Source organism: Thioclava sediminum, from assembly GCF_002020355.1.
Classification (GTDB): Bacteria; Pseudomonadota; Alphaproteobacteria; order Rhodobacterales; family Rhodobacteraceae; genus Thioclava; species Thioclava sediminum.
Map to the genome: position 1 here is coordinate 425348 of NZ_MPZV01000003.1, position 24889 is coordinate 450236.

General features: G+C 65.2%; 24 protein-coding genes. 16 read left to right on the forward strand and 8 right to left on the reverse strand.

Annotation, left to right across the window (positions count from 1 at the left end; genetic code table 11):
• Positions 1-8 precede the first annotated feature (8 nt).
• Entirely contained in the window at positions 9-506 is a 498-nt protein-coding gene (gene ybeY / locus BMI91_RS14340; protein ID WP_078605553.1) for an rRNA maturation RNase YbeY, read from the reverse strand.
• Entirely contained in the window at positions 496-831 is a 336-nt protein-coding gene (locus BMI91_RS14345) for a DUF6476 family protein (protein ID WP_078605555.1), read from the reverse strand. Before BMI91_RS14345 ends, ybeY begins: the two co-directional genes overlap by 11 nt.
• On the opposite strand from BMI91_RS14345, the gene BMI91_RS14350 reads away from it, so the two are divergent.
• From BMI91_RS14350 to rpoH, 3 genes are all read left to right on the forward strand, one after another.
• Positions 830-1882 carry an RluA family pseudouridine synthase gene (locus BMI91_RS14350; RefSeq protein WP_078605558.1) on the forward strand — a complete coding sequence of 351 codons (1053 nt, stop codon included), beginning with the start codon at positions 830-832 and terminating at the stop codon, positions 1880-1882. The two genes, BMI91_RS14345 and BMI91_RS14350, sit on opposite strands and share 2 nt — an antisense overlap.
• Positions 1879-3321, forward strand: a complete 1443-nt coding sequence (cls, locus tag BMI91_RS14355; RefSeq protein ID WP_078605559.1) for a cardiolipin synthase — start codon at positions 1879-1881, stop codon at positions 3319-3321. The genes BMI91_RS14350 and cls overlap by 4 nt, the downstream gene beginning before the upstream one ends.
• A gap of 178 nt (positions 3322-3499) precedes the next feature.
• On the forward strand, positions 3500-4399 hold the full coding sequence (gene rpoH, locus BMI91_RS14360) for an RNA polymerase sigma factor RpoH (protein ID WP_078520844.1): 900 nt from the start codon (positions 3500-3502) through the stop codon (positions 4397-4399).
• A gap of 94 nt (positions 4400-4493) precedes the next feature.
• Here the strand turns inward: rpoH and BMI91_RS14365 are convergent, their stop codons facing one another.
• Positions 4494-4712 (reverse strand): hypothetical protein, encoded by a 219-nt coding sequence (locus BMI91_RS14365; protein WP_158522168.1) that lies wholly within the window; start codon positions 4710-4712, stop codon positions 4494-4496.
• 133 nt (positions 4713-4845) lie between these two features.
• On the opposite strand from BMI91_RS14365, the gene BMI91_RS14370 reads away from it, so the two are divergent.
• Complete coding sequence (locus tag BMI91_RS14370; RefSeq protein WP_078605563.1) at positions 4846-5823, forward strand: Gfo/Idh/MocA family protein; 978 nt, start codon at positions 4846-4848, stop codon at positions 5821-5823.
• A 48-nt stretch (positions 5824-5871) separates the two neighbouring features.
• Entirely contained in the window at positions 5872-6780 is a 909-nt protein-coding gene (locus BMI91_RS14375) for a formate/nitrite transporter family protein (protein ID WP_078605565.1), read from the forward strand.
• Positions 6781-6799: 19 nt separating this feature from the next.
• On the opposite strand, the gene BMI91_RS14380 is transcribed toward BMI91_RS14375, so the two are convergent.
• Positions 6800-7600 (reverse strand): SseB family protein, encoded by an 801-nt coding sequence (locus BMI91_RS14380; RefSeq protein ID WP_078605567.1) that lies wholly within the window; start codon positions 7598-7600, stop codon positions 6800-6802.
• Complete coding sequence (locus BMI91_RS14385; protein WP_078605569.1) at positions 7597-8178, reverse strand: uracil-DNA glycosylase family protein; 582 nt, start codon at positions 8176-8178, stop codon at positions 7597-7599. Before BMI91_RS14385 ends, BMI91_RS14380 begins: the two co-directional genes overlap by 4 nt.
• 155 nt (positions 8179-8333) lie before the next feature.
• On the opposite strand from BMI91_RS14385, the gene BMI91_RS14390 reads away from it, so the two are divergent.
• The 3 genes from BMI91_RS14390 to kdsA are packed head-to-tail and all read left to right on the forward strand — an operon-like array spanning position 8334 to position 11656.
• Positions 8334-8987: an ABC transporter ATP-binding protein gene (locus tag BMI91_RS14390; RefSeq protein ID WP_078550106.1), complete on the forward strand. Its 654-nt coding sequence runs from the start codon at positions 8334-8336 to the stop codon at positions 8985-8987.
• Entirely contained in the window at positions 8971-10785 is a 1815-nt protein-coding gene (locus tag BMI91_RS14395) for a KpsE/RkpR family capsule polysaccharide export protein (RefSeq protein WP_078605570.1), read from the forward strand. The genes BMI91_RS14390 and BMI91_RS14395 overlap by 17 nt, the downstream gene beginning before the upstream one ends.
• 37 nt (positions 10786-10822) lie before the next feature.
• Positions 10823-11656 carry a 3-deoxy-8-phosphooctulonate synthase gene (kdsA, locus tag BMI91_RS14400; protein ID WP_078570962.1) on the forward strand — a complete coding sequence of 278 codons (834 nt, stop codon included), beginning with the start codon at positions 10823-10825 and terminating at the stop codon, positions 11654-11656.
• Between the two features lie 61 nt (positions 11657-11717).
• On the opposite strand, the gene BMI91_RS14405 is transcribed toward kdsA, so the two are convergent.
• Together BMI91_RS14405 and BMI91_RS14410 are read right to left on the reverse strand one after the other, a co-directional pair.
• Positions 11718-12563, reverse strand: a complete 846-nt coding sequence (locus BMI91_RS14405) for a fumarylacetoacetate hydrolase family protein (RefSeq protein ID WP_078601301.1) — start codon at positions 12561-12563, stop codon at positions 11718-11720.
• A gap of 60 nt (positions 12564-12623) precedes the next feature.
• Positions 12624-13001, reverse strand: coding sequence for a YidH family protein (locus BMI91_RS14410; RefSeq protein ID WP_078605572.1), 378 nt, complete (start codon positions 12999-13001; stop codon positions 12624-12626).
• Between the two features lie 595 nt (positions 13002-13596).
• On the opposite strand from BMI91_RS14410, the gene BMI91_RS14415 reads away from it, so the two are divergent.
• From BMI91_RS14415 to modC, 7 genes are all read left to right on the forward strand, one after another.
• Positions 13597-15171 (forward strand): cbb3-type cytochrome c oxidase subunit I, encoded by a 1575-nt coding sequence (locus BMI91_RS14415; RefSeq protein ID WP_244176647.1) that lies wholly within the window; start codon positions 13597-13599, stop codon positions 15169-15171.
• Positions 15168-15821 carry a cbb3-type cytochrome c oxidase subunit II gene (locus BMI91_RS14420; RefSeq protein WP_078540647.1) on the forward strand — a complete coding sequence of 218 codons (654 nt, stop codon included), beginning with the start codon at positions 15168-15170 and terminating at the stop codon, positions 15819-15821. The genes BMI91_RS14415 and BMI91_RS14420 overlap by 4 nt, the downstream gene beginning before the upstream one ends.
• 16 nt (positions 15822-15837) lie before the next feature.
• Positions 15838-17118: a c-type cytochrome gene (locus tag BMI91_RS14425; protein WP_158522169.1), complete on the forward strand. Its 1281-nt coding sequence runs from the start codon at positions 15838-15840 to the stop codon at positions 17116-17118.
• Positions 17115-18215 (forward strand): c-type cytochrome, encoded by a 1101-nt coding sequence (locus BMI91_RS14430; RefSeq protein WP_078605575.1) that lies wholly within the window; start codon positions 17115-17117, stop codon positions 18213-18215. Before BMI91_RS14425 ends, BMI91_RS14430 begins: the two co-directional genes overlap by 4 nt.
• Before the next feature lie 139 nt (positions 18216-18354).
• A complete protein-coding gene (gene modA, locus BMI91_RS14435; protein ID WP_078605577.1) occupies positions 18355-19104 on the forward strand; it encodes a molybdate ABC transporter substrate-binding protein in 750 nt (249 codons plus the stop codon).
• Positions 19101-19796: a molybdate ABC transporter permease subunit gene (modB, locus tag BMI91_RS14440; protein WP_078605578.1), complete on the forward strand. Its 696-nt coding sequence runs from the start codon at positions 19101-19103 to the stop codon at positions 19794-19796. Before modA ends, modB begins: the two co-directional genes overlap by 4 nt.
• Positions 19793-20872 carry a molybdenum ABC transporter ATP-binding protein gene (gene modC / locus BMI91_RS14445; RefSeq protein ID WP_078605779.1) on the forward strand — a complete coding sequence of 360 codons (1080 nt, stop codon included), beginning with the start codon at positions 19793-19795 and terminating at the stop codon, positions 20870-20872. The genes modB and modC overlap by 4 nt, the downstream gene beginning before the upstream one ends.
• Positions 20873-20878: 6 nt before the next feature.
• On the opposite strand, the gene putA is transcribed toward modC, so the two are convergent.
• On the reverse strand, positions 20879-24298 hold the full coding sequence (putA, locus tag BMI91_RS14450; protein ID WP_078605580.1) for a bifunctional proline dehydrogenase/L-glutamate gamma-semialdehyde dehydrogenase PutA: 3420 nt from the start codon (positions 24296-24298) through the stop codon (positions 20879-20881).
• 114 nt (positions 24299-24412) lie between these two features.
• Between putA and BMI91_RS14455 the strand changes: the two genes are divergently transcribed.
• Positions 24413-24880: an Lrp/AsnC family transcriptional regulator gene (locus BMI91_RS14455; protein WP_075774978.1), complete on the forward strand. Its 468-nt coding sequence runs from the start codon at positions 24413-24415 to the stop codon at positions 24878-24880.
• The last annotated feature ends 9 nt before the right edge of the window (positions 24881-24889 follow it).

A 24889-nucleotide genomic window follows, 5' to 3' on the forward strand; every position in this document is an offset into this window, starting at 1 on the left:
GCCTAGTCTTACACATATGGGTTACGAATTCCTACGCTTTCAAGAAGCCGGATTTCGATTTGTTCCATTACTTGCGCATCTTCGTCGCGAATATGGTCATAACCCAGCAGATGCAGCACCGCGTGGATGAGCAAATGCAGCGTGTGATCTTCGACGGATTTGCCTTGTTCTTCAGCCTCTCGGGCGCAGGTTTCATAGGCAATGGCTAGGTCGCCAAGCTCGATTTCGCCGAAGACATCAGGCGTGGGCGGTTCGGGATGGGCACCGGGGTCTTCCGCGCCGCGCTCTTCGGCGGGCCAGCTGAGCACATTGGTCGGTTTCGCCTTGTCGCGATATTCGCCGTTCAGCTCGGCGATGCGGGCATCATCGCAGGCGAGAACCGATAGGCGGCAGAGCTCCGCCTCGATCCCGCGATCCTCCAGCACCAGCGTTGCCGCACGGGTGATCAGCTCTTCCAGCCCCACAGTCTCCCAGCGGGCGTCTTCGATCTCGAGGTCAATTTCCATTGGAATTCCCGCCCTCTGCGCCAAGCGTCAGGTCGCCCACTTGCTGCCCGGCCTTGTCATAGACCAGCACCTGGCCCGCATCGGTCACCACGACCGTATAGTTGCGCGCAAAGGTCACGGCTTCGGCCTGCGCGCCCTCCGGCAGCGTGATCGCGGCGGGCAGCTGCGGCAACGGATTGGGTTGCTGCAAGCGGATGACAAGCAGCGCCACGATCGCTACAAGCCCGACGATCATCACAGCCGCAAGCGTGGTCACCAATATCTTGAGAAAGCGAAGATCGGGTGGCAGCGTGGTGGCAGGCTCTTCGTCAGGCAGGTCGGACATGAATAAGGAAATCCTCAGCATCGAGATCGGACCCGGCATGGGTCCCCGCCTTGATAAGGCCTTGGCGGCGGCTGTGCCAGAGGAAGCGGCGCTCTCGCGCTCGCGTCTGGCGAAACTGATCGCGGAGGGCTCGGTCAGCCGCGAGGGTGTCGCCGTGACCGATCAGAAGACCAAGGTCGCCGAGGGCGAGGTCTATCAGATCGCGCTGGAGCCTCCGAAAGAAGTCGAGACGGTCGCGCAGGACATCCCCCTCGAAGTGCTGTGGGAGGACGACGACCTGATCGTCGTGAACAAGCCTGCGGGCATGGTCACTCACCCCGCGCCGGGCACGCCCGAAGGCACGCTCGTGAACGCGCTGCTGCACCATTTCGGTGGCAATCTTTCAGGGATCGGCGGCGAGGCGCGCCCCGGCATCGTCCACCGCATCGACAAGGACACGTCCGGGCTGCTGGTCGTCGCGAAATCGGACCGGGCGCATCACGGGCTGGCCGCGCAATTCGAGGCACATACGGTGCATCGCCATTACCGCGCGCTCTGCCACGGCGTGCCGCAGGCCTCTGATCCGCGTCTGCGCGGGCTTAACGGCGTCAGCTTCGAGCAAGGCGGCGTGCTGAAGATCGTCACCCAACTTGCGCGCCACAAGACCGACCGGCAGAAGCAAGCGGTGGTCGCCAATGGCGGCCGTCACGCCGTCACCCGCGCCCGCACGATCGAGGATTTCAACGGCACCGCGGCGCTGATCGATTGCTGGCTGGAGACCGGGCGCACCCATCAGATCCGCGTCCATATGGCCTATGCGGGCCACGGGCTGATCGGCGACCAGACCTATGGCGGCAAGCGCAAGATCTCGGAAAAAGCGGTGGGCGCTGCGGCTGCAGAGGCTGTGCGCGCCTTCCCGCGTCAGGCGCTCCATGCGGCGACGCTGGGCTTCATCCATCCGGTCACCGAGGAGGAGCTGTCCTTCGAGGCGCCCCTGCCCGAGGACATGACCGCGCTGATCGAGACCCTGCGCGCCGCCTCCGCGCCCCCAACTGGCGGCACGGGCCCGTGAACGTCTGGTGGGCCGAGCTTCTGACGCTGCTGATTCACTTCGGCTCTCAGGTGCTCGCGCTGTTGCGGGTGCTCACCCGGCCCGACAAACCGCCTGCGGTGCGCGCAAGCTGGACCGTGCTGATCCTCTCGGTGCCGTTTCTGGGCGTCATCCTCTACATCCTGATCGGCGAGACGCGGCTCAACCAGCGCATCGCGCGCAAGCTGCAGGCGACGGTGGACGCCCTGCCCGCCCCCGATCCGGTCGAGCCTGAAGACCTCGAGGCCGTCACGCCGGAATATCGCGCGGCCTTCGCACGTGCCGCCGCCATCAACGGCTATGCGCCCAGCACCGGCGATGCGATCACGTTCCTGCCCGACCCGTCCGACCAACTCGAACCGCTGATCGCCGATATCGACGCCGCCACCCAGAGCGTGCACCTCATCACCTATATCTGGCTGAGCGATCTGACCGGCATCGCCATGGCCGAGGCGCTGACCCGCGCGGCCACCCGTGGGGTAAAAGTCCGCGTCCTCGTCGACGGGCTGGGCGCGCGCGCCTTCATCAAGTCGCGGCACTGGAAGGCGATGAAAAAGGCTGGCGTGAAGACCGCCATCGCCTTTTCCTTCCGCTGGCCGCTTTTCAAGCTCGCGACGATGCGGATCGACCTGCGCAACCACCGCAAGCTCGCCGTGATCGACGGGCATGTGGCCTATGCCGGCTCGCGCAACATCGCCGACCCGGAATTCCGCATCAAGGCGCGCTTCGCCCCCTGGACGGACGTGATGCTGCGGATCGAAGGGCCGCTCGCCGCCCAGCATCAGCATATCTTCGCGACCGATTGGGTGACCCATAGCCACGAGGAAATCTCGGACCTCGTGCTCCCGACCCCCGCCGCGCCGACCGCGCGGCCCGGAACAGCGGTCGCCTTCGCCACGGGACCGATGCTGGATACGCGCGGGGTGCCGGATGTCTTCCTTGCGGTGATCGGGGCCGCGCGCGAGACGCTGACGCTCTCGACCCCCTATTTCGTGCCAGGCGAGGAGATCGCCTCGGCGCTGCGCGCCGCCAAACGCCGGGGCGTGCGGGTGCAGGTGATCGTGCCAAGGCGCAACGACTCGCGCTTTGTCGCCCATGCCGCGCGCAGCTTCTACCCGGTGCTGGCCGAGGCGGGCGTCGAGATCTGGGAGCATGGGCCGGGCCTGTTGCACGCCAAGACCCTGCTGGCCGATGGCCGCGTGGCGATCCTCGGCTCGGCCAATCTCGACCGTCGCAGCTTCGAGCTGAATTACGAGAACTGCGTGCTGATCGAGGATAACGAACTGGGGCTCGCACTTGGCGAACGCCAGCGCCACTGGATCGCGCAGGCCCGCCGGATCGGCCCTGAACGCATCGCTGAATGGCCCCTGCACTGGAAAATCATCAACAATCTGATGTCGGTCCTCGCCCCGATCTTGTGAGGCGTCAGATGTTTTTTTACACATGCGCGACGGAAATCCCGTTACGATACGTTGATCTTTCTATGCGACTGCGTCAGGGCGGCTTTCGGTGAACCAATCGCCACTGCCCTGCGTTTCTTGAAAGAACGGGGAGATATCCCCATATTGAGCAGCCGCCAAAAGGGAGACATGGGAGACGATGACGAGCTATACAAACCTTCCGGCCCCGAGTCCTGAGCAGGGGCTGAACCGCTATCTTCAGGAAATCCGGAAGTTCCCGCTTCTGGAGCCGGAACAAGAATACATGCTGGCCAAGCGTTGGGCCGATCATCAGGATACCGAGGCCGCGCACCAGATGGTGACCTCGCACCTGCGTCTCGCCGCGAAGATCGCGATGGGCTATCGCGGCTATGGCCTGCCGCAGGCCGAGGTGATCTCGGAGGCCAATGTCGGTCTGATGCAGGCCGTGAAGCGCTTCGATCCCGAGAAGGGGTTCCGCCTCGCGACCTACGCGATGTGGTGGATCCGCGCCGCGATTCAGGAATACATCCTGCGCTCGTGGAGCCTCGTGAAACTGGGCACCACCTCGGCGCAGAAGAAGCTGTTCTTCAACCTGCGCAAGGCGAAGTCCAAGATCGGCGCCTATGAAGACGGCGACATGCGCCCCGAGAACGTCAAGCAGATCGCGACCGATCTGAACGTGACCGAGGAAGAAGTGATCTCGATGAACCGGCGCATGTCGGGCTCGGACGCCTCGCTGAACGCGCAGATCGGCGCCGGTGACGAAGGCGGGGCCGCGCAGTGGCAGGATTGGCTCGAAGACGAGGATGCCGATCAGGCCGAGGCCTACGCCGAGACCGAAGAGATGGAAGCCCGCCGCGAGATGCTGATGGACGCGATGGACGTCCTCAACGATCGCGAGAAGGACATCCTGATGCAGCGCCGCCTGCGCGACGACCCGGTCACGCTGGAGGAGCTTTCGGGCGTCTATGACGTCTCGCGCGAGCGTATCCGCCAGATCGAGGTCCGCGCCTTCGAGAAGCTGCAAAAGCGCATGACCGAATTGGCACGCGAAAAAGGTATGAACGTGCCCGACTGACGCGCGATTTGTAACGAGTATCGAAGTATCTCGCCGTTCCCATCCGGGGGCGGCGATTTTCTTTGCGCCGCATCTCTTTGGACAGCGCCTGCAGCTATCGCCGCGCCCGCGTCATGTGCCGCAATTGGTAAAGGAAAACGACGAAGGCTACGAAGGCGAGCGCCAGCCAGACCGCACCGGATTGCGCATGATAGACCACGCCCTCCTCCGGGTCGAAGCAGCGCCCCATTTCGTTGAAGCAGCTCCGCCAGCGGAAATATTGCGCGTAATAGGCATAGCCGAAGGCAAGCGTCAGCCCGAGGCTGAAAAGCATCCCGATCGCGCGCATCTCTGGCAGCCCCCTCCGTTTCGACCCAGCCTAGCGATGCGCGACACCCGGTCAACGCGCCCCCGTTGCACCCGGTCCTGATTGCGCTACCATCGCCTCGCCAAAAGGAGGGTAGTCTATGGCCGTTTTGAACTGGGGCATTCTGGGAGCAGCGAAATTCGCGCGCGAGCACATGGGCCGGGCGATCCACGCGGCTGAGGGCGCGCGGCTGGCGGCGCTCGCGACGTCGAGCCCCGAAAGAGCCGATCCGTTCAAGGCCTTCGCGCCCGATCTTAAGGTCCATGACAGCTATGACGCGCTGCTCGCCGACCCCGAGATCGACGTGGTCTATATCCCGTTGCCCAACACGCTCCATGTCGAATGGACGAAGAAGGCGCTGGCGGCAGGCAAGCATGTGCTGACGGAGAAGCCGATCGCGATGAAGGCCGAGGAGATCAACGCGCTGATCGAAGCGCGCGACGCGGCCGGAAAATTCGCGACCGAGGCCTATATGATCGTGCATCACCCGCAATGGCAGCAGGTGCGCGACTGGCTCGACGCGGGCGCGATCGGCGAGCTGCGTCACGCCGATGTGGCCTTCACCTTCAACAACCCCGACCCCACCAATATCCGCAACAAGCCGGAGATGGGCGGCGGCTCGATCCCCGATATCGGCGTCTATGCCTATTCCTGCGTGCGCTTCGCAGCCCAGGCCGAACCGGGCGATCTGCGCGCCGTCATCCATCGCGAGAACGATGTCGACACCTTCGCGCAGGTCACCGGCGAGATGATTTCCGACAAGGGTCGTTTCACCTATGCCGCGATGACCTCGACCCGGCTGCACCCGCGTCAGGAAGCGGTGTTCCAAGGCTCCGAAGGTGTGATCCGCCTCACCTGCCCGTTCAACGCGAATGTTTTCGATCAGGCCGAGGTCACCCTGATCCGCAAAGGCAAACCCGACGAGGTTGTCCGCTATCCTGGCGTCAATCAATATGTGATTCAGGTGGAAGCCTTCGTGCGCCACGTCACCGAGGGCGCCCCCTATACGTGGACGCTCGAAGACGCGCGCGGCACGCAGGCAATGATCGACAAGGTGTTCGCCAGCGAACAGGGATGACGCGGTCGCGACTCGGGAACAAAGAACGCCTGGCGGTGTTCTGGATGAATGAAATCACATAGTTCCCAAAGTAACGATCAGAACCAGTCCGACGACGAGAGCGGGAAAGCCTCCAACGCCGTGCGCGAAAGGCATGAAGAGCGCTCGGTGATGCAGGCTTCGCGCCTCTCGGCGCGGCTGATCTACGCCGTGATCCGCCATGACGGCGATGAGGAGCTGAACCGCCCGCTGATCTCGCTCGTGTGGTCGGGTCTCGCCGCTGGCATCCTCATCAGCCTCTCGGTCATCGCGCAGGCAAGCTTGCATGCCCGTTTGCCCGACGAGGATTGGCGGATACTGGTCGAGTCGCTTGGCTATTCGGCCGGGTTCATGGTGGTGATCTTCGGGCGGATGCAGCTGTTTACCGAGAACACGATCACGACCGTGCTGCCCGTGGTGGCCGATCGCTCGCTGACCTGCCTGCTGAAGATGCTGCGGCTCTGGGCGATCGTGCTCGCGTCCAACGTGCTGGGCTGCGCGATCGCCTCGGGCTTCCTGAGCATCCCGCATGTGATCCCCGACGAGATGACCGACAGTCTGCTCGCGGTGGCGCGTCACGCGACCGATGGGGATATGGGGCAGAACTTCTACCGCGCGATGCCTGCGGGGATCATCATCGCCGCCGTGGTGTGGATCATGCCTGCAGCACAAGGCAGCTCTTTCCTCGTGATCCTCGCGATGACATGGCTGCTTGCCGCCTCGGGCTCGGCCCACGTCATCGCGGGCTCGGTCGAGGCGGGGCTGCTGGTCTGGGCCGGCCAGATGAGCCTTGCCGAGGCGTTCAGCCGGTTCTTCCTGCCGGTGCTGGCGGGCAATGTCGCGGGCGGCACGGCGGTCTTCACGCTGCTCACATGGGGGCAGGTGAAGAACGAGGTGACGGGCGAACAGGACGCGGCGGAAACCGCGTCCGACCGATAAGCGAGCGCCGCCGGGCGCCTCAGCGCAGCTTCGGCGGTTTGCTCGGGTCCATGCCGGGGGCGGAACCGGGGACGATCTCCTGCACCTCTTCCTCTTCCGGCTCCGGCACGTGCAGCACGAGGCCCTTCTCCAGCAAAAGCTGCGCGGCCTTCTCCTCGGGCTCGAGGAAGGTCACGTCCAGCTCGCCCGCATCCAGCCCGGAGAAGGTCAGCGCCTCGCCCATCGCCTTGGCGATCCCGGCGCGGAAATGCTCATGCGCGCCGATCACCGCGAGCACATGGCCCCGATGGCCGTCCTCATAGGTCACGCCGCCCAGCACCGCGGCCTGCGCGATGCCAGCGAGCTGATGCAGCTTCGCCTCGAACGCGGGCAGCAGCAGCGCGATCACCGCGGGAGACAGGCCCGGAGCGGTGAATTCCACCGGGCGGCCCTGCGCCTCGGACGGCGTATGCGCGAGCGTCTCGGTCAGCCAATCCAGCGCCTCGGGCGGCAGAAGCATCGCCGAATCCGCCACTGCGAGATTGACGCCGAGCCCGATATTCTCGCCCACCAGATGCTGCGCGATCACCCGGCCCGGCAGCGCGGCATAGGGCTGCGGGCCGTCGGCGAATTCGCCCAGACGATCCTCGGTGTCGAAGACGAGGACGAAATCGCCCTCTTCGGTGGAGAACACCTGCGGCTTGATGTTTTCGTCCTCGGGTTCTTCCTCGAGAAGCAGGAAAAGCTCGGCATCGGCGAGACGGTCGAACACGGCGAGGCGCTTGGCCTCGTTCTCGGGTTCGGCTTCCATCGCGGCATGGGCGCGGTCATAGGGGGTCATGTCAGCTCCTTCACCCGCGCGCGCAGGACCGGCAGCAGGTCGGCCTCGAACCACGGGTTTTTCTTCAGCCATCCCGTATTGCGCCAGGACGGATGAGGCAAGGGGAAGAGGCGCGGCGCGTGGTCTCGCCACCCCATCACGGCCTGCTTCACGTTGCGCGTGCCCAGATGCCAGCGCTGCGCGGCACCACCCACAAGAAGCGTCAGATCGACCGGGCCGATCTCGGCCATGACACGCTCGCGCCACGTCTCGGCGCAGATCAAAGGCGGCGGCAGATCCGAGCCCTTCGCGTCATAGCCCGGAAAGCAGAATGCCATCGGCGCGATCGCGATGCGGGTCGTGTCGTAGAAGGTCTCGCGGTCCACGCCCATCCAGTCGCGCAGCCGGTCCCCCGAGCGGTCATTGAACGGCACACCCGTCTCATGCACCCGAAGCCCCGGCGCCTGCCCCACGATCAGCACGCGCGCCCCCGCCCCGAACCACGCAACGGGTCGCGGAGAATGCCCCGTGGCCGTCGCGCGGAACCGCGCCGCGCAGATGCGACAGGCCCGGATCTCCTCTTGCACGGGTCGGGTCATAGTTTCCTCTCTGGTGTCAATGTGTTCCTCGTTGCATAACCCTCCTCCAAGTGAACATAATCCTGCCCAAATCCAAGGTTAGGTGGGTTCTCAGCCTGCGCCCCCCGTGATTTAGTGGCGAGACGCGTATAATTGGAGACCCGGACCGAGAGCTAATGATCGTATTCGAGAACGTCTCCAAATCCTTCTGGACCGGTAAGCAGCGCAAGGTGATCCTCGAACGCGCCAGCTTCCGTGTGGAATTGGGCCATAGCCTCGGCATTCTCGCGCCCAACGGCACCGGAAAAACTACGATCATCAACATGATGGCGGGACTGGAAAAGCCCGACGAGGGCGACATTCGCCGCTCGAGCCGCGTGTCCTTCCCGCTGGGCTTCATGGGCGGCGTCGTCTCGAAACACTCGGCGCGCGAAAACGCCCGGTTCATCGCGCGGCTCTACGGGCTCGATCCCGATTACGTCGAAGCCTTCTCGCGCTGGCTGACCGGCATCGCGGAATATTTCGACCAGCCCGTGGGCACTTACAGTTCGGGGATGCGCGCGCGGTTCACGTTTTCCCTGCTTCTGGCGCTGGAATTCGACATTTACCTGATCGACGAGGGGATGCCCTCGACCACCGATGTGGAGTTCAACCGCAAGGCAGGTTCGATCCTGCGCGACCGGCTTCGCGATTCCACCGTGGTCGTAGTCTCGCACCAGCCCGCCACGATCGAGAAATTCTGCAATCGCGCTGCGGTGCTGCGCGACGGCCAACTTTATCAGTTCGACACTCTGGAAGAAGCGAAGCGGTTGTATGACTACCAGTCCTAAGGCTCCGAAATTCCGTATCCGCCGCGATGGTCCGGTGATCACGGGGAGCGATGGCTCGCTGCAACTGGGCGCCATGCCGCTGCAATCGGGTGCGGGCTACGCCGCCTCCGAGCCTGCCACACCGCGCGCTTCCAACGCCTCCGCCGCCTCTGCTGCGCAAAGCGCGCCCTCCGCGGAGGCGCCGCAGCCGCAACGACAGCGCAAGCCGCACCCGCAACGCCAGCCGGACGATCCGTCCAACCTGTTCGAGCCGCAGGATGACGGGTTCGGCGATCAGAAATTCCCGACCGCAGGCCAGACCGACTCCGAGGTAATCGACGCGGGCCAGCGCACCCCCGAGGAAGAAATCGACGCGATCCGCGCCGAGGGGCTGACCGGCCGCCAGTTGCGCCTCGCGCGCCGTATGGCCCAGAAGCACGGCGTTCAGGCCAGTTCCGATTTCGAGGCCGTGCTGCTTCTGCGCCGCCGCGGGATCGACCCGTTCGACCGCTCGAATATCGTGGCGCTGGTGAAACCCGGCGAGGCGGAAGCGACCTCGCGGGCGCTGGCGCGCACCGATGGGCCGGGCGCCGATACCCGCGTGAACCTGCCGCAGACGATCAAGCAGGGTCAGGTCCCCTCCACCGAGGTAATGAACGCGGACCGCCGCGCCGCCGAGATTCTGCGCATCCAGCGCGACATCGCCAAACGCCGCCGCCGCAAGCTGATGCTGCTGGGCGCGCGGCTGGGCTTCTTCGTGGTGCTGCCGACGCTGATGGCCGCCTATTACTACTTCGCGATGGCCACGCCGATGTATGCGACGAAATCGGCCTTCGTGATCCAGAAAGCCGAAGGGATGGGCAATTCCGGGCTGGGCTCGCTGTTCTCGGGCACGCAGCTCGCCACCAATCAGGACTCGGTCACGGTGCAGTCCTATCTGCAATCGCGCGATGCGATGAAGCGGCTCGACCGCGATCAGGGGTTCAAGAAGATCTTCGAGGACCAGAGCATTGACCCGTTGCAGCGGCTGCCGGAAAACGCGACCGACGAGCAGGCCTACCGCCTCTATTCCAAGATGGTGCAGATCGGCTACGACCCCTCCGAGGGCATCGTGAAGATGGAAGTGGTCGCCCCCGATCCGGCGAAATCGCAGAAATTCTCCGAGTCGCTGATCTCCTATGCCGAACAGCAGGTGGACCAGTTGACTTCGCGGCTGCGCGACGACCAGATGAAGGGCGCGCGCGAAAGCTATGAGGATGCCGAGGCCAAGGTCTTCGCGGCGCAATCCAAGGTGCAGCAGCTGCAGGAAAAGGTCGGCGTGCTCGATCCCGTCAGCGAAAATTCGATGGTGATGGGTCAGGTCGCCAATCTGGAAAACCAGTTGCAGCAGAAGCGTCTCGAACTGGGGCAGCTGCTCGACAATCCGCGGCCCAATCAGGCGCGGGTCGCGGGCGTGCAGGGCGACATCAAGCGCATTCAGGCGCTTCTCGACACCACGCGCAGCCAGCTGACGACCGCACGGCAATCCACGGGGGGCGAGTCGCTCGCCGCCGTCACCGGCCAACTGCAGATCGCTCAGGGCGAGTTGCAGACCCGGCAGATGCTGCTGTCGGCGGCGGCCCAGCAGATGGAAACCGCCCGCATCGAGGCGAACAAGCAGGTGCGCTATCTGGAGATGGGCGTGCGCCCCGTCGCCCCGGACGAGCCCACCTATCCGCGCGCTTTCGAGAACACGCTGTTGGCTTTCCTGATCTTCTCGGGCATCTATCTGATGCTGTCGCTCACAGCTTCGGTCCTGCGCGAGCAGGTCTCGAGCTGACCCCTGAGCGGCCCGTCACGAGGCTGCGGAGAGAGATATGAAAGACGTGAAAATCGGCGGGCTGACCGTCTCGAACGACCGCCCGCTGACGGTGATCGCGGGGCCCTGCCAGCTGGAAAGCCGCGACCATGCGATGATGATCGCGAAGGAAATGGCCCGCGCCTGCGATCAGGCGGGCGCGCAATTCATCTTCAAGGCGAGCTACGACAAGGCCAACCGCACCAGCCTCAAGGGCAAGCGCGGCCTCGGAATCGACGCGGGTCTGAAGATCCTCGAAGAGGTGCGCGCCGAGATCGGCTGCCCGGTGCTGACCGACATCCACGATGCTGAACAGGCCCGCATCGCGGGCGCCGTGGTCGACGTGATCCAGATCCCGGCCTTCCTGTGTCGCCAGACCGATCTGCTGCTGGCCGCGGGCGAGACCGGCTGCGTCGTGAACATCAAGAAGGGCCAGTTCCTCGCGCCGTGGGACATGCCGAACGTGGCCGACAAGGTCGCCTCCACGGGCAACGAGAAGATCCTGCTGACTGAGCGCGGCACGTCGTTTGGCTACAACACGCTGGTCGCCGATATGCGCGGCCTGCCCGAGATGGCGAAGACCGGCTATCCGGTGATCATGGACGCGACCCATTCGGTGCAGCAGCCCGGTGGTCAGGGCGGCTCCTCGGGCGGTCAACGCGAATTCGCGCCGGTGATGGCGCGCGCTGCCGTCAGCCTCGGGATTGCGGGGGTGTTCATCGAAACCCACGAAGCGCCCGATACCGCGCCCTCGGACGGGCCGAACATGATCCCGCTGAACCAGATGCCGAAGCTGGTGCAGACTCTGATGGAGTTCGACCGGATCGCCAAGGACGACCCGATCCGGTTGTAATCGCGCATAAGAGAGGGCGCGCGAGAGATCCGCGCGCCCTGCCCTGTTCTTTGAGGTCGGATCAGGCGTCAGCCACGACCTCGGCGCGCTGCTTGCCCAGACCTTCGATCTCCAGTTCCACCACGTCGCCCGGACGCAGGAAGCGCGGCGTCTCCATCCCCATCGCGACGCCCGGCGGGGTGCCGGTCGAGATCACGTCGCCCGGATGCAGCGTCATGAACTGGCTGAGGTAGCTCACCAGCGTCTTCACCCCGAAGACCATCGTCTCGGTCGAGCCGTTCTGCATCACCTCGCCATTCACGCTCAGCTTCATCGCCAGCTTCTGCGGATCGGCCACGGAGTCGCGGGTCACCAGATACGGACCGAGCGGGCCGAAGCTGTCGCAGCTCTTGCCCTTGGTCCACTGGCCCGCGCGATCCTTCTGATAGCTGCGCTCGGAGACGTCATTGGCGAGCACGAACCCCGCGACGTAATCCATCGCATCCTCTTCCGAGACGTATTTCGCGGGCTTGCCGATCACGATGCCCAGCTCGACCTCCCAGTCGGTCTGCTCGGAGCCGCGCGGCAGCACGATCGGGTCGTTCGGGCCCTGGATCGCGGAAGTGGCCTTCATGAAGATCAGCGGCTCGGGCGGCACTTGCGCCCCGGATTCCGCGGCGTGATCGGCATAGTTCAGCCCGATGCAGATCATCTTGCCGATCCCGGCCACCGGCGCGCCCAGACGCGTGCCCTCGGGCACGACGGGCAGCTCCGACGCATCGAGCGAGCCGATTGCGGCCAGCCCGTCATCCGAGAGCACCGCGCCCCCGATATCGGCCACCTGCCCCGACAGGTCGCGGATCACGCCCTGATCGTCCATCAGCCCTGGTTTCTCGGCCCCGATCAGCCCATGACGCAGAAGTTTCATGTGATGTCCTCCTTCATTTTGGCGGCATCAAGCCCGTGCCGCGGCGAAGATGCAAGGGCGTCAGCGGACATGCAGGATGAAAATCCCGAGCAGGACCATGAGCGCGATCACCAGCGCGAAGAGCAGCAGATCGGGCCAGTTGGTGCCTTTTTCGTCCGGCGCTTCCTCGGCGTCGATCAGGGCGCGCAGCATGCGCATCCGCACGAAGGCGAGGATCACCACCACCCCGCCGCTCAGCACCATCGCGAGATCGGACCAGCCGGGAATGTCCGCCCGGGTCAGCTTGGCAGCGGTCAGCCCGACGCCGACGATCGCGATGGCCGTGCGCAGCCAGGCCAGAAAGGTCCGCTCATTCGCGGCGTGGTTCTTGAAATTCTTCTGCGCAGCCACTGCCGAACCTGCCTTTCCATCGCACCTGTCGCGGCGCGTCGCGGGCATGCTCGAGAGGCTACCCGCCGCGCCGTTCCTGCACCAGAATCGCGCTGAGGCCCCGCCCGGTTCCCCGCTCGGGTCCTCGGCTCCGAAATCGGTGTGCCGCCCGCCCTCCTTGGAACTTTGGCCCACGCTTCAACCCGTCTCACGGCAAACGTGAGGTGCGGATCACGCATTCGTTGCCCCGATCAGCACCGCGGGAGCACATTGAGAGCGCCCCAACGACGGCTTTGCGCGTGAAAAATAAGGCGCACCCGGACCCGTGCGCTTCCCGCGCAGGAAAGCATGCCGCAGGGTCCGTTCAACCAAATTCATCATCGCGTGAGGTGAGGTGGTCGCGCCCCCGTGACTGCACCATCCTTAGCGTTCGCGAACATAAGGCCCCGCGCCACATGGTCGTGATCGTCCCTGCGCGGGCGTCGGTGCGTCCGACATCTGCAAACATCTGCATGTTTGGAACTGATCACGCTGCCGTGCATTGCTCGTGAAAGAGACATGAAAACAAACCGACCAACCGGGCTAAAGGGAGAATGGAACAGTGACGAGCATCCACGCGTCGCACCGGCTCGGCCCGGGTCAAGTCTGACACCGGAGCCAGCCTATGCAAATCACCGAAACGCTCGGCCTGCTGCTCGCGCTCAGCTTCGTCATCTCGCTTCTGGCGTTGACGATCCTGATCTGGGCGATCGCGAACAAGCAGGTCCATACGCCAGACGCCGATGACGCGCGGACCATTTTCGAGCCCGGCGAGGGCGCGGATATCGACTATCCCGACAAACCCCACCATTTCGACACCGCCCGCAGCGGCATCGACGCGAACTCGTCCAGCGTCGTTATGTGGCTCATCGCGGCGGCGGTGTTCTGGCTGATCTACGGCTCGCTGCACGGGCTGGCCGCCTCCCTCGAACTCCACCTGCCCGATCTGATGTCGGGGACCGCGCAGATGACCTTCGGGCGGATGCGCACCGTTCACCTGAACTCGGTCGCCTATGGCTGGGCGAGCCAAGGCGGGCTTGCGGCGGTGTGCTGGATCATCCCGCGCATCTTCCGCACCAACCTGCGCATGACGGGCCTTCTGAAGGTCGGGATCGTGCTGTGGAATATCGGCCTCGCCGCGGGCGTTCTGGCCATCGCGAACGGCTGGACCGATGGTCTGGAATGGCTCGAGATTCCGTGGCAGATCGACATCATCCTCGCCGCCGGCGCGGCGTGCTTCGTGGCCCCGCTGATCGCGACCGCGAAGAACCGCAACGTCCATCACATCTATGTCTCGGGCTGGTACTTCCTCGCGGGCGTGCTGTGGTTCCCGGTGCTGTTCATCGTCGCCAACATCCCCGGCGTCCATCACGGCGTCGAGCAGGCCACGATGAACTGGTGGTATGCCCACAACGTGCTGGGCCTGTGGCTGACGCCGCTGGGCGTGGGCACGGCTTATTACTTCATCCCGAAAATCATCGGTAAACCGGTTTATTCCTACGCGCTGTCGCTGGTGGGCTTCTGGGCGCTGGCGCTGTTCTACAGCCAGGTCGGCATCCACCACCTGATCGGGGGCCCCGTCCCCACATGGCTCGTGACGCTCTCGGTCGTGCATTCGGTGATGATGTTCGTTCCCGTCATCGCGGTGGCGATCAACCAGCACGTCACGGTGGCGAGCAACCTCTGGGCGCTCAAGGAGTCGATGCCGCTGCGCTTCATCTCCTTCGGGGCGGTGATGTATACGCTGGCCTCGTTCCAGGGCTCGATCGAGGCGCTGCGCTCGGTCAACACGATCACCCACTTCACCCATTACACGGTGGCACACGCGCATTTGGGCGCCTATGCCTTCGTGTCGCTGGTGCTGATGGGCGCGATCTACCAGATCGTGCCGCGCGCAACGGGCAAATACTGGCCCTTCCCGCGCATGATCGCGTGGCATTTCTGGCTGAACGTGATCGGCTTTGCCGTCTACTTCTTCTCGCTGACCATCGGCGGCATCCTGCAGGGCCTCGCGCAGCTCGATGCGACCAAGCCCTTCGCCGACAGCGTGATCCTGCTCAAGCCCTATCTCGAAGGCCGCTCGCTCGGCGGCGGGCTGATGACGCTGGGCCACGTGCTGCTGGCGATCAACCTCATCGCGATCGGCTTCGCCAAGAAGACCCGTGAGACCGAAACCGAAAACATGGTGGCTGCAGAATGAACCGCTATCTTCCTCTCGCAATCACGGCGCTGGCGATCCTTGCGCTCGCGACCCTGTTCCTGGTGATCGCGCCGGGCATGCAGATCAGCGCGCAAGGCCCGTCGCAGGGGCTCAAACCCTACACCGAGGCCGAGGCTCGCGGACGTGCCGTCTATGTCTCGATGGGCTGCCTCTACTGCCACTCGCAGCAGCCGCGCTCGCTGGCGCAGGCCCCCGATGCCGAACGCGGCTGGGGCCGCGCCTCGGTCGCGGGCGATTATGCCTATGACGACCCCCACCAGCTGGGCACGATGCGCACCGGGCCGGACCTGATGGATATCGGCGACCGCCTGCCCTCGCAGGCCTGGCAGCTGACCCACCTCTACCAGCCCCGCGCCATCGCGAGCTGGTCGATCATGCCCGCCTATCCCTACCTCTTCGAGCATAAGGACAAGGCCGGGCCCGACGATGTGGTGGTCAAGCTGCCCGCGCAATACGCGCCGAAATCCGGTGTGATCGTGGCCAAGCAGGATGCGCTCGACCTCGTGACCTATCTGCAGGGCATGAAGCGCCAATACGCCCCGCCGAAGGACGGCCTGCGCGACAACGGCTACGCGCTGATCGCCGAAAAGCAACGCGACGCGACCGATGCCACCACGGCCTCGAACTGAGACCAGGGAGACAAGAATGACCGATAAGAAACCCGATCCCCGGCGTCCCGACGAAACCTTCGAGCCGTTCGAGGAAACCCGCCGCATCCCGTGGCCCGTCTATTCGATCGCGATCGCGCTCGCTATCTGGGGGGTGATCATGCTGGTCCAGACCAGCACCGCCGTCGAGGTTGCCGACAAGACGCAAAAAGAGGTGGCCAAGGAGGATAGCACCAAACTCGCTCAGGCCGCGGCCCCCGATCTGGACGCAGGCAAGACGCTGTTTGCCGACAATTGCGCCACCTGCCACGGCGATGCGGGCGAAGGCGTGGCCGGCGCCTTCCCTCCGCTGCACGGCTCGGATGTCGTGAAGCTGGGTGGCGCGAAAGCCGTGACCCATATCGTGATGCGCGGCATCGGCGGCAAGCTCAACGTCAATGGCGACGGCTATGAAGGCCAGATGCCCGCCTTCGGCTCGGTTCTCAGCGACACCGAGATTTCCGAAATCGCGTCCTATGTCGCGACCGGGCTCAACGACGACGCCAAGACGATCAGCGCCCCCGAGGTGGCCGATATCCGCAAGGTCGCAGGCGACAAGGACCCGTTCGATGGCGGAGCCGGGCTTGCCGGGTTGATCAACGACCTGCCCGCGCAGCCGAACTCCGAAGCGGCCGATCAGGGCGCCGATTCCGAGCGTGTCGCCCGGCTTGTGGGTCAGGGCACCGACACCGTCTGGGCCTGCGCAAGCTGCCACGGCGACAAGGGCGAAGGCATCGAGACCGTGCCGCGTCTGGCGGGCCTTCCGGCGCCCTATCTCGCCAAGCAGCTGCATGACTTCCAGAGAGGCACCCGGTTCAACGACTCGATGGCCTATGTCGCCAAGGGTCTCAGCGATCGCGAGATCGGCGAGCTGGCCAATTACTACGCGAGCATGAGCAGCCCTTCGGGCGCGAAACCTGCACTGCAGGGCGATCTCAAGCGCGGCGCGCAGCTCGCCAAACAGGGCGACTGGTCGATCGGCGTTCCGGCCTGCTTCACCTGTCACGGGCCCTCGGGCGTCGGCGTTGCGCCGAACTTCCCCGGGATCGCCGCGCAACAGCCCAGCTATGTCGCGCATCAGCTCGCGATGTGGGCGGGCGGTTCGCGCCATAACTCGCCGCTCGGCCTGATGGCGGGGATCGGCAAGGCCCTGAACGATTCCGATCGCCGCGCCGTGGCCGACTATCTCGCCTCGCTCGCCCCGATGCCTGCGATGGACAAAACCGAACTGGCCGCGATGGAGAGCAACATCCCGGTCCGTGAAGGAGTGGATCAATGAGTAACAAGCACCCGTCCGATATCCCTCCGCGCGGGGAGACCAAATCCTCCCGCGGGCAAACCGTGCTGCGGGCGATCCTCGCAGTGGGCGGCGGCCTCGTGCTGGTCGTGCTGGGCTCGCTCCTCGTCGATTTCGGCCTCGCCCCCAGCTGGCTGACCGGCGCCACCCGCGACCAGAGCGAAGCCGAGACCGCCGCAGCGCAAAGCGGCGGCGACGGCAAGCAGGCCGCGCTGTTCCAGCCGCCTGCGGAAAGCACCATCCCCGATGACGACTTCGGCAAATCGGTGCGCCGCGGCATGGCGATCTTCAACGACACGGGCACCAACGCGCATGATTTCGTGGGCAACGACCTGTCCTGTTCGAACTGCCACCTCGATGCGGGCCGTCAGGCCTATTCCGCGCCGATGTGGGCCGCCTACCCGGTCTATCCGAAATATCGCGGCAAGAACAAAATGGTGAACACCATGGAGGACCGCATCAAGGGCTGCTTCACCTATTCGATGAACGCGCAAGGCTCGCCCTCGGGTGGCCCGCCGCCCTATGGCTCGGATGTCTATCGCGACCTGCAGGCCTATTTCTTCTGGATGTCCAAGGGCCTGCCCACGGGCGAGAAGCCGGAAGGCGCAGGCTTCGGCAAGATCGACAAACCCGCGCAAGAGCCCTCGCGCCAGCGCGGCGAAGAGGTCTTCGCCCAAAACTGCGCGGTCTGCCACGGCGCCGACGGTCAGGGCCAGAAGGACATCAACGGCAAGGTCGTCTTCCCGCCGCTCTGGGGGCCGCACAGCTTCAACTGGGGGGCTGGCATGCACAAGGTCGACGCCGCCGCCGCCTTCATCAAGCACAACATGCCGCTGTCGGAGCCGAACAAGCTCAGCGTTCAGGAAGCCTGGGACGTAGCCGCCTTCGTAGACAGCCATCCGCGCCCGAACGACCCGCGCCAGATCGGCGACGTGACGGTGAAGGACGCCTTCGACAAATGGCACCACAAGCACCAGGGCTTCTACGGCAAGGAAGTCGATGGGGAGCTGATGGGTCCGGGCTACCCGTCCGGCGACCAGGCCTCCGTACCCGCGCAAAACGAAAACTCGGGCGGCTAAGCCTTTCCCTTAGACGACCCGAACGGGCCGGCGCAGCGATGCGCCGGCCCATTTTTTGCGCCTCTTTGAACCCTCCGCGCGCTTGCCTTTGGCGGCCTGCGCTGCAATATGTCTGATGGAACATATCGAAGGAGGCCCCATGTCCCTGCCCCGCATCCTCGCCCTTGCGCTGATCCCGGCGAGCCTCGCGCTGCCCGCCAGCGCCGAGGACGTCACGATCTTCGCCGCCGCCTCGATGAAGACCGCGCTCGATCAGGTGGCGAAAGGCTGGGAAGCCAAGACCGGCGATGTGGCGCATATCTCCTACGCGGGCTCGGGCGCGCTGGCCCGTCAGATCGCCGCCGGGGCGCCTGCGGACATCTACATCTCCGCCAATCCGGGCTGGATGGAGACGGTCGCGAAGACGGGACGCATCGAGACGCAGGAGGACCTGCTGGCCAACCACCTCGTCCTGATTGCCCATGACCCGAAGGCCGCGCCGGTGACGATCTCTGCGGATCTGGACATCAAAGCGCTCCTGCAGGGCGGCAAGCTCGCGATGTCGCTGGTGAACGCGGTGCCTGCAGGCCAATACGGCAAGGCGGCGCTCGAGCATTACGGGCTTTGGTCCAAGGTCGAACCCGATGTCGCGCAGGCCGACAACGTGCGCGCGACGCTGGCGATGGTGGCCCTTGGCGCAGCACCCTATGGCATCACCTACGCGACCGATGCCGTGGCCGAGCCGCGCGTGCATGTCGTGGCGACCTTCCCCGCGGACAGCCACCCGCCGATCCGCTACCCCGCAGCCCGCCTCACCGAGAGCGACGCGGCCAAAAGCTTCTATGCCGAGCTGAAATCCGATGAAGCCGCGAAAATCTTCCACGATCAAGGCTTCGAGACGCTGAAATGAGCTGGCTGTCGCCCTCCGACTGGCAAGCGGTTGTCCTGTCGCTGAAAGTGGCAGGCTGGGCGACGCTGTTGTCGCTGCCGCCGGGGCTGTTCGTGGCCTATGCGCTGGCGCGTTGGCGCTTCCCCGGGCGCAGCCTCGTCAACGGGCTGGTGCATCTGCCGCTGATCCTGCCGCCCGTCGTCACCGGCTATCTGCTGCTGATCGGCTTCGCGCCGAACGGGATAATCGGGGCGGCGCTGGCGAGGATCGGGATCACGGTCGCCTTCTCGTGGCGCGGCGCGGCGCTGGCCGCCGGGATCATGGCCTTCCCGCTGATGGTGCGAGCGATCCGGCTCGCGATCGAGGCGGTGGACCCGAAGCTGGAACAGGCGGCCTCCACCCTCGGGGCCTCACGCATCGCCAGTTTCGCAACGATCACCCTGCCCCTGATCCTGCCCGGCATCCTTGCCGGCAGCATCACCGCCTTCGCCAAGGCGATGGGCGAATTCGGCGCGACGATCACCTTCGTGTCGAACATCCCCGGCCAGACCCAGACCCTGCCGCTCGCGATCTATTCGCAATTGCAGGTGCCGGGCCGCGAGGCGGAGGCCGCGCGGCTGGTGGTGATCTCGGTCACGCTCGCGCTTGGCGCGCTGTTGGTGTCGGAGTGGCTGGCGCGACGGATCGCGGCGAGGATCGCGGGGCAGAGCTGATGTTGGAAATCTCGCTCAGCCATCGCCTGCCCGCGCTCGATCTGGACGTTGATTTCACCGCGCCCGAAGGCGTGACCGCACTGTTCGGCCCGTCCGGCGCGGGCAAGACGACAGTGGTGAACGCGGTCGCAGGGCTGCTGCGTCCCGACCGGGGGCGGATCGTGGTGAATGGCGAGGTGCTGCTCGACACCGAGGCCGGGATCTGCCTGCCGCCCCACAAACGCCGCATCGGCTATGTCTTTCAGGACGCCCGGCTGTTCCCGCATCTCAGCGTGAAGTCGAACCTGCTCTACGGGCAGCGTTTCAACTCATCCAAGACCGCGCCGGAGTTCGACCGCATTATCGAGATGCTCGGTCTCGGCGCGCTGTTGGACCGCCGACCGGCGGCACTTTCGGGCGGCGAGAAAAGCCGCGTCGCCTTGGGACGCGCGATCCTGTCGAACCCGCGGATGCTTCTGATGGACGAACCTCTGGCCGCGCTGGATGCGGCGCGGAAGGCGGAAATTCTTCCATATATCGAGCGGTTACGCGACGAAGTTAAACTTCCCATTCTCTATGTCAGCCACGCCCCCGCCGAGGTCGCGCGGCTTGCAACCTCCATCGCTCTGATCGAAACCGGACGCCTGCGCGGCTTCGGCCCCGCGCGCGAGATCCTGTCCGATCCGACGCTGGCCCCGGCGCTCGGCCAGCGCGAAGCGGGCGCGGTGATCTCGGGTCGGGTTCAGGAGCAGGAGGACGATGGGCTGACCCGGATCGAGACCGCGGGCGGGCCGGTGCTGCTGCCCTATCCGGCGGGCCAGCCCGGCCAATCGCTGCGGCTGCGCATCCATGCGGGCGACGTCACGCTGGCGGTTGGACGCCCCGAGGGGCTGTCCGCGCTCAACATCCTGCCCGTCACCGTCGCGGAGCTGCGCCCCGCGGGTCCACCAAGCGTCTATGCCCGCCTGAAGATGGGCGACGAGCATCTACTGGCCCGGCTCACCACCCGCTCGGTCGAAGCACTTGGCCTGACCGAGGGGATGGTGTGCCACGCGATCATCAAGGCGATGTCGGTGGCCTCCGAGGATGTGGGCTAGCGGGGCTTACCCCGCCAGCAGCGCCGCGTTGCCGCCCGCCGCGGTGGTGTCGACGCACAGATGCCGCTCGTGGAGGACATCGGCCTTCTGCACCGCGCCGGTGGTCAGCGTCAGGATCGGACCTTCGCGTTTCGCAAGCGCTTTCACAAGGGCGCGGGTATCGTGGCCCCACCAGATGGCACCGGCTATATCCTCAAGCGTCTCAAGCACTTCCGGGGCGATCTTGCCATCGGCCCCGACGGCCACGCCGCCCAGTTTCTCGACCGCCTTGATCTGCGCGACCTGCGCAGCCTCGCCCGGGCCGAGGCACAGGATCGGCCCGCGCGGATAGCGGCGCAGCGTGTTCGCCTCGCCCGTCGGCCCCGGCAGTTCGAGCGCTTCGAGCGGCTCGCTCGCCTCGGCCTTCGCCGCCGCTTTCGCGAGCTTCTTGCGCAGCGCATCGAGATCGGCCTTGTGGCCCCATTCGCCATTCTTCGACGCCGCCTCGGGCGCCATCGCGAAGCGCGTGAGATACAGCGGACCGCCCGCTTTCGGCCCCGTGCCCGACAAACCTTCACCGCCGAAGGGCTGCGAGCCCACGACCGCGCCGATCTGGTTGCGGTTGACGTAGAGGTTGCCGACATGCAGCGCGTCCGAGACCTCCTGCACGCGGTTGTCGATCCGGCTGTGCAGACCGGCGGTCAGCCCGTAGCCGGTGGCGTTGATCGCGGCGAAGACGGTCTCGATATCCTCGGCGCGATAGGTCGCGATATGCAGAACCGGGCCGAAGACCTCACGCTCCAGCGCCTCGATGCCGGAGACTTTCACCAGCGTCGGCGCGATGAAATGCCCTTTGGACGGCACGTCGAGCTTGTGCAGCACGCGGCCCTCTTTCTCGGCAGTCGCGATATAGGCGGCGATGTCTTCCTGCGCCTCGCCGTCGATCACCGGGCCGACATCGGTCGACAGATACCACGGATCGCCCAGCGACAGCTCGTCCATCGCGCCTTTGATCATCGAGATCAGCCCCTCGGCCACGTCTTCCTGCACATAGAGGCAGCGCAGCGCCGAGCAGCGTTGACCCGCCGACTGGAAGGCCGAAGCGATGATGTCGCGCGTGGCCTGTTCGGGCAGAGCGGTCGAGTCCACGATCATCGCGTTCAGACCACCGGTTTCCGCGATCAGCGGCGCGGTCGGATCGAGATTGTCGGCCATCGACCGGCGGATCATCTTCGCCGTCTCGGTCGAGCCGGTGAAGGCGATGCCCGCGATCTTCGGGTTGGACGACAGGGCTGCGCCCACCGTTTCGCCCTGACCGGGCAGCAGTTGCAGCACGTCGCGCGGCACGCCCGCCTCATGCATCAGGCGCACGGCGATGGCCGCGACGAGCGGCGTCTGCTCGGCCGGTTTCGCGATGACGCCATTGCCGGCAGCCAGCGCCGCCGAGATCTGGCCGGTGAAGATCGCCAGCGGGAAGTTCCACGGGCTGATCGCGGCGAAGATCCCGCGTGCGGTCGGGTCGCTCTCTTCGGCCTGCGCCGAATAGTAATGCAGGAAGTCGACCGCCTCGCGCAATTCACCCACGGAGTCGAGCTGGCTCTTGCCCGCCTCTTTCGCGAGCACCGCGAAGAAGGGCCCGAAGTTTTCTTCGTAAAGCTCCGCCACGCGACGCAGCACGGCGGCGCGCTCAGCGACCGGGGCAGTCCAAGGACGCGCAGCGTCGATGGCGGCCGCGACGCAGGCCTCGTCGGCCTCGGTGACCTTGGCCACCTCTTCACCCGTCGACGGATTGATGACGGCCACGGCCTGCCCCGTCGCCTCGCCCGCCACCAGCGGGCCCGCATCCGGGATTGCCACATTGCGGGCGGCATCGATGCGCACCAGCGTGCCCTCGTCGGTCAGATCGAAGCCCGTGGAATTCTCGCGGGACTCGGCGAAGACTTCCGAGGGGAGCTTGAGCATTGCCGAACGCTCGGCATTCGCAAGCTGCACGAACGGGTCTTCCGCGATGGTCTCGGGTGCCACGTCCTCATCGACGATCTGGTGCACGAAGGAGGAGTTCGCACCGTTCTCCAGCAGGCGACGCACCAGATAGGCCAGCAGGTCGCGATGCGCGCCGACGGGGGCGTAGATGCGGCAGCGGGTGCCTTCCTCGCGATGGACGATCTCGTGCAGACGCTCGCCCATGCCATGAAGGCGTTGGAACTCGTAGGGGCGGCCCTCGGCCATCTCGAGGATCGCCGCGACCGAATGGGCGTTATGGGTGGCGAATTGCGGATAGATGCGGTCGGTGTAGCTGAACAGCTTGCGCGCATTGGCAAGGTAGCTGACATCGGTCGCAGCCTTCGTGGTGAACAGCGGGAAGTCCGGCAGGCCTTCGACCTGCGCCAGCTTCATCTCGGTGTCCCAATAGGCGCCCTTCACCAGACGCACCATGATCTTGCGGTCGAGCTTCTCGGCCAAAGCGCCCAGCCAGTCGATCACGAGGCTCGCGCGTTTGCCGTAGGCCTGCACGACGACGCCGAACCCGTCCCAGCCGGCCAGCTCGGGGTCCGACAGAACTTCCTTGATGATCTTGAGCGAGATCACCAGACGGTCCTGCTCCTCGGCGTCGATATTGAGGCCCATGTTCCCGGCCTTGGCGGCCTTCGCGAGATCCTTGAGCACCGGCACGATCTCGGCCATGGCGCGCTCTTCCTTGGCGACCTCGTAGCGCGGATGCAGCGCCGAGAGCTTCACCGAGATGCCGGGGTTTTCGGCCACGGGGCGATCCTTGCAGACCTTGGCGATAGCGGCGATCGCGTCGGCGTAATCCTTCGCGTAGCGCTTGGCGTCGCGCGCGGTGCGAGCGGCCTCACCCAGCATGTCGTAGCTGTAGGTATAGCCGCAATCTTCGAGCTTCTTGGCGCGGCTCAGCGCGTCCTTGATCGTCTCGCCGAGAACGAACTGGCGGCCCATTTCCTTCATCGCGCGGCTGACGGCGGCGCGGATCACCGGCTCGCCCAGACGGCGCACGGCCCCGCGCAACACGCCGGCCATGCCGGGTTTTTCGTCTTCGAGCACGCGCCCCGTCAGCATCAGCGCCCAGGTCGAGGCGTTGACCATCGAGGACGAGGCCGTGCCCATGTGCTTGCCCCAGTCGGACGGTGCGATCTTGTCTTCGATCAGCGCGTCGATCGTTTCGGCATCGGGCACGCGCAGCATCGCTTCGGCCAGACACATCAGCGCCACGCCTTCTTGCGTGGACAGGCCATATTCCGCGAGGAAATGCTCCATCAGCGTCGGTTTGGCTTCGGTCCGGATGCGGCGCACGAGCTTTGCCGCGCGGGCAGAGATCTGCGTGCGATCACTCTCGCTCAGTTCGGCTTGGCCCTTCAGGCGCTCCAGAAGTGCGGCTTCATCGGCGAATTTCGCCTGCGTTGTGAACTGATCGAACGTGTCGCCCATGCGATCCTCCCTTAAATCTGATTGTCCGATATTATGCGATTTCCCCTAGGCGATTGGCTCAAAGATTTGCTAAGCGATGGTCTCTAAGACTTATTTTTGGAGACTCCGCAGCCCATGAGTGAAGAGATCGATGCGATCGACAGGCGAATCCTAAACGAGCTTATCGCCGATGCACGCCTCCCCGTGGCTGAGATAGCGCGCAGGGTCGGCTTGTCGAAGACGCCGGTGGCCGCGCGCATCCGCCAGATGGAGGAAACCGGGCTCATCAAGGGCTACCGCGCGATGATCTCGCCGATCAAGCTGGGGCTGACCCATGTCACCTATATCGAGCTGAAATTGAGCGATACGCGAGAGACCGCACTGAAAGCGTTCAACGCCGCAGTGCGTGCGATCCCCGAGGTCGAAGAGTGCTACATGATCGCCGGCGGTTTCGATTATCTGGTGAAGATCCGCGCCCGCGACATGGCCGATTACCGGCGGATCATGTCGGAGGAGCTGTCCACCCTGCCCCATGTCCATTCGTCCTCGAGCTATGTCGCGATGGAGACCGTGGTGGAGGCGAGCGCGCCGCCCTTGGAGTGAGGGCTAACC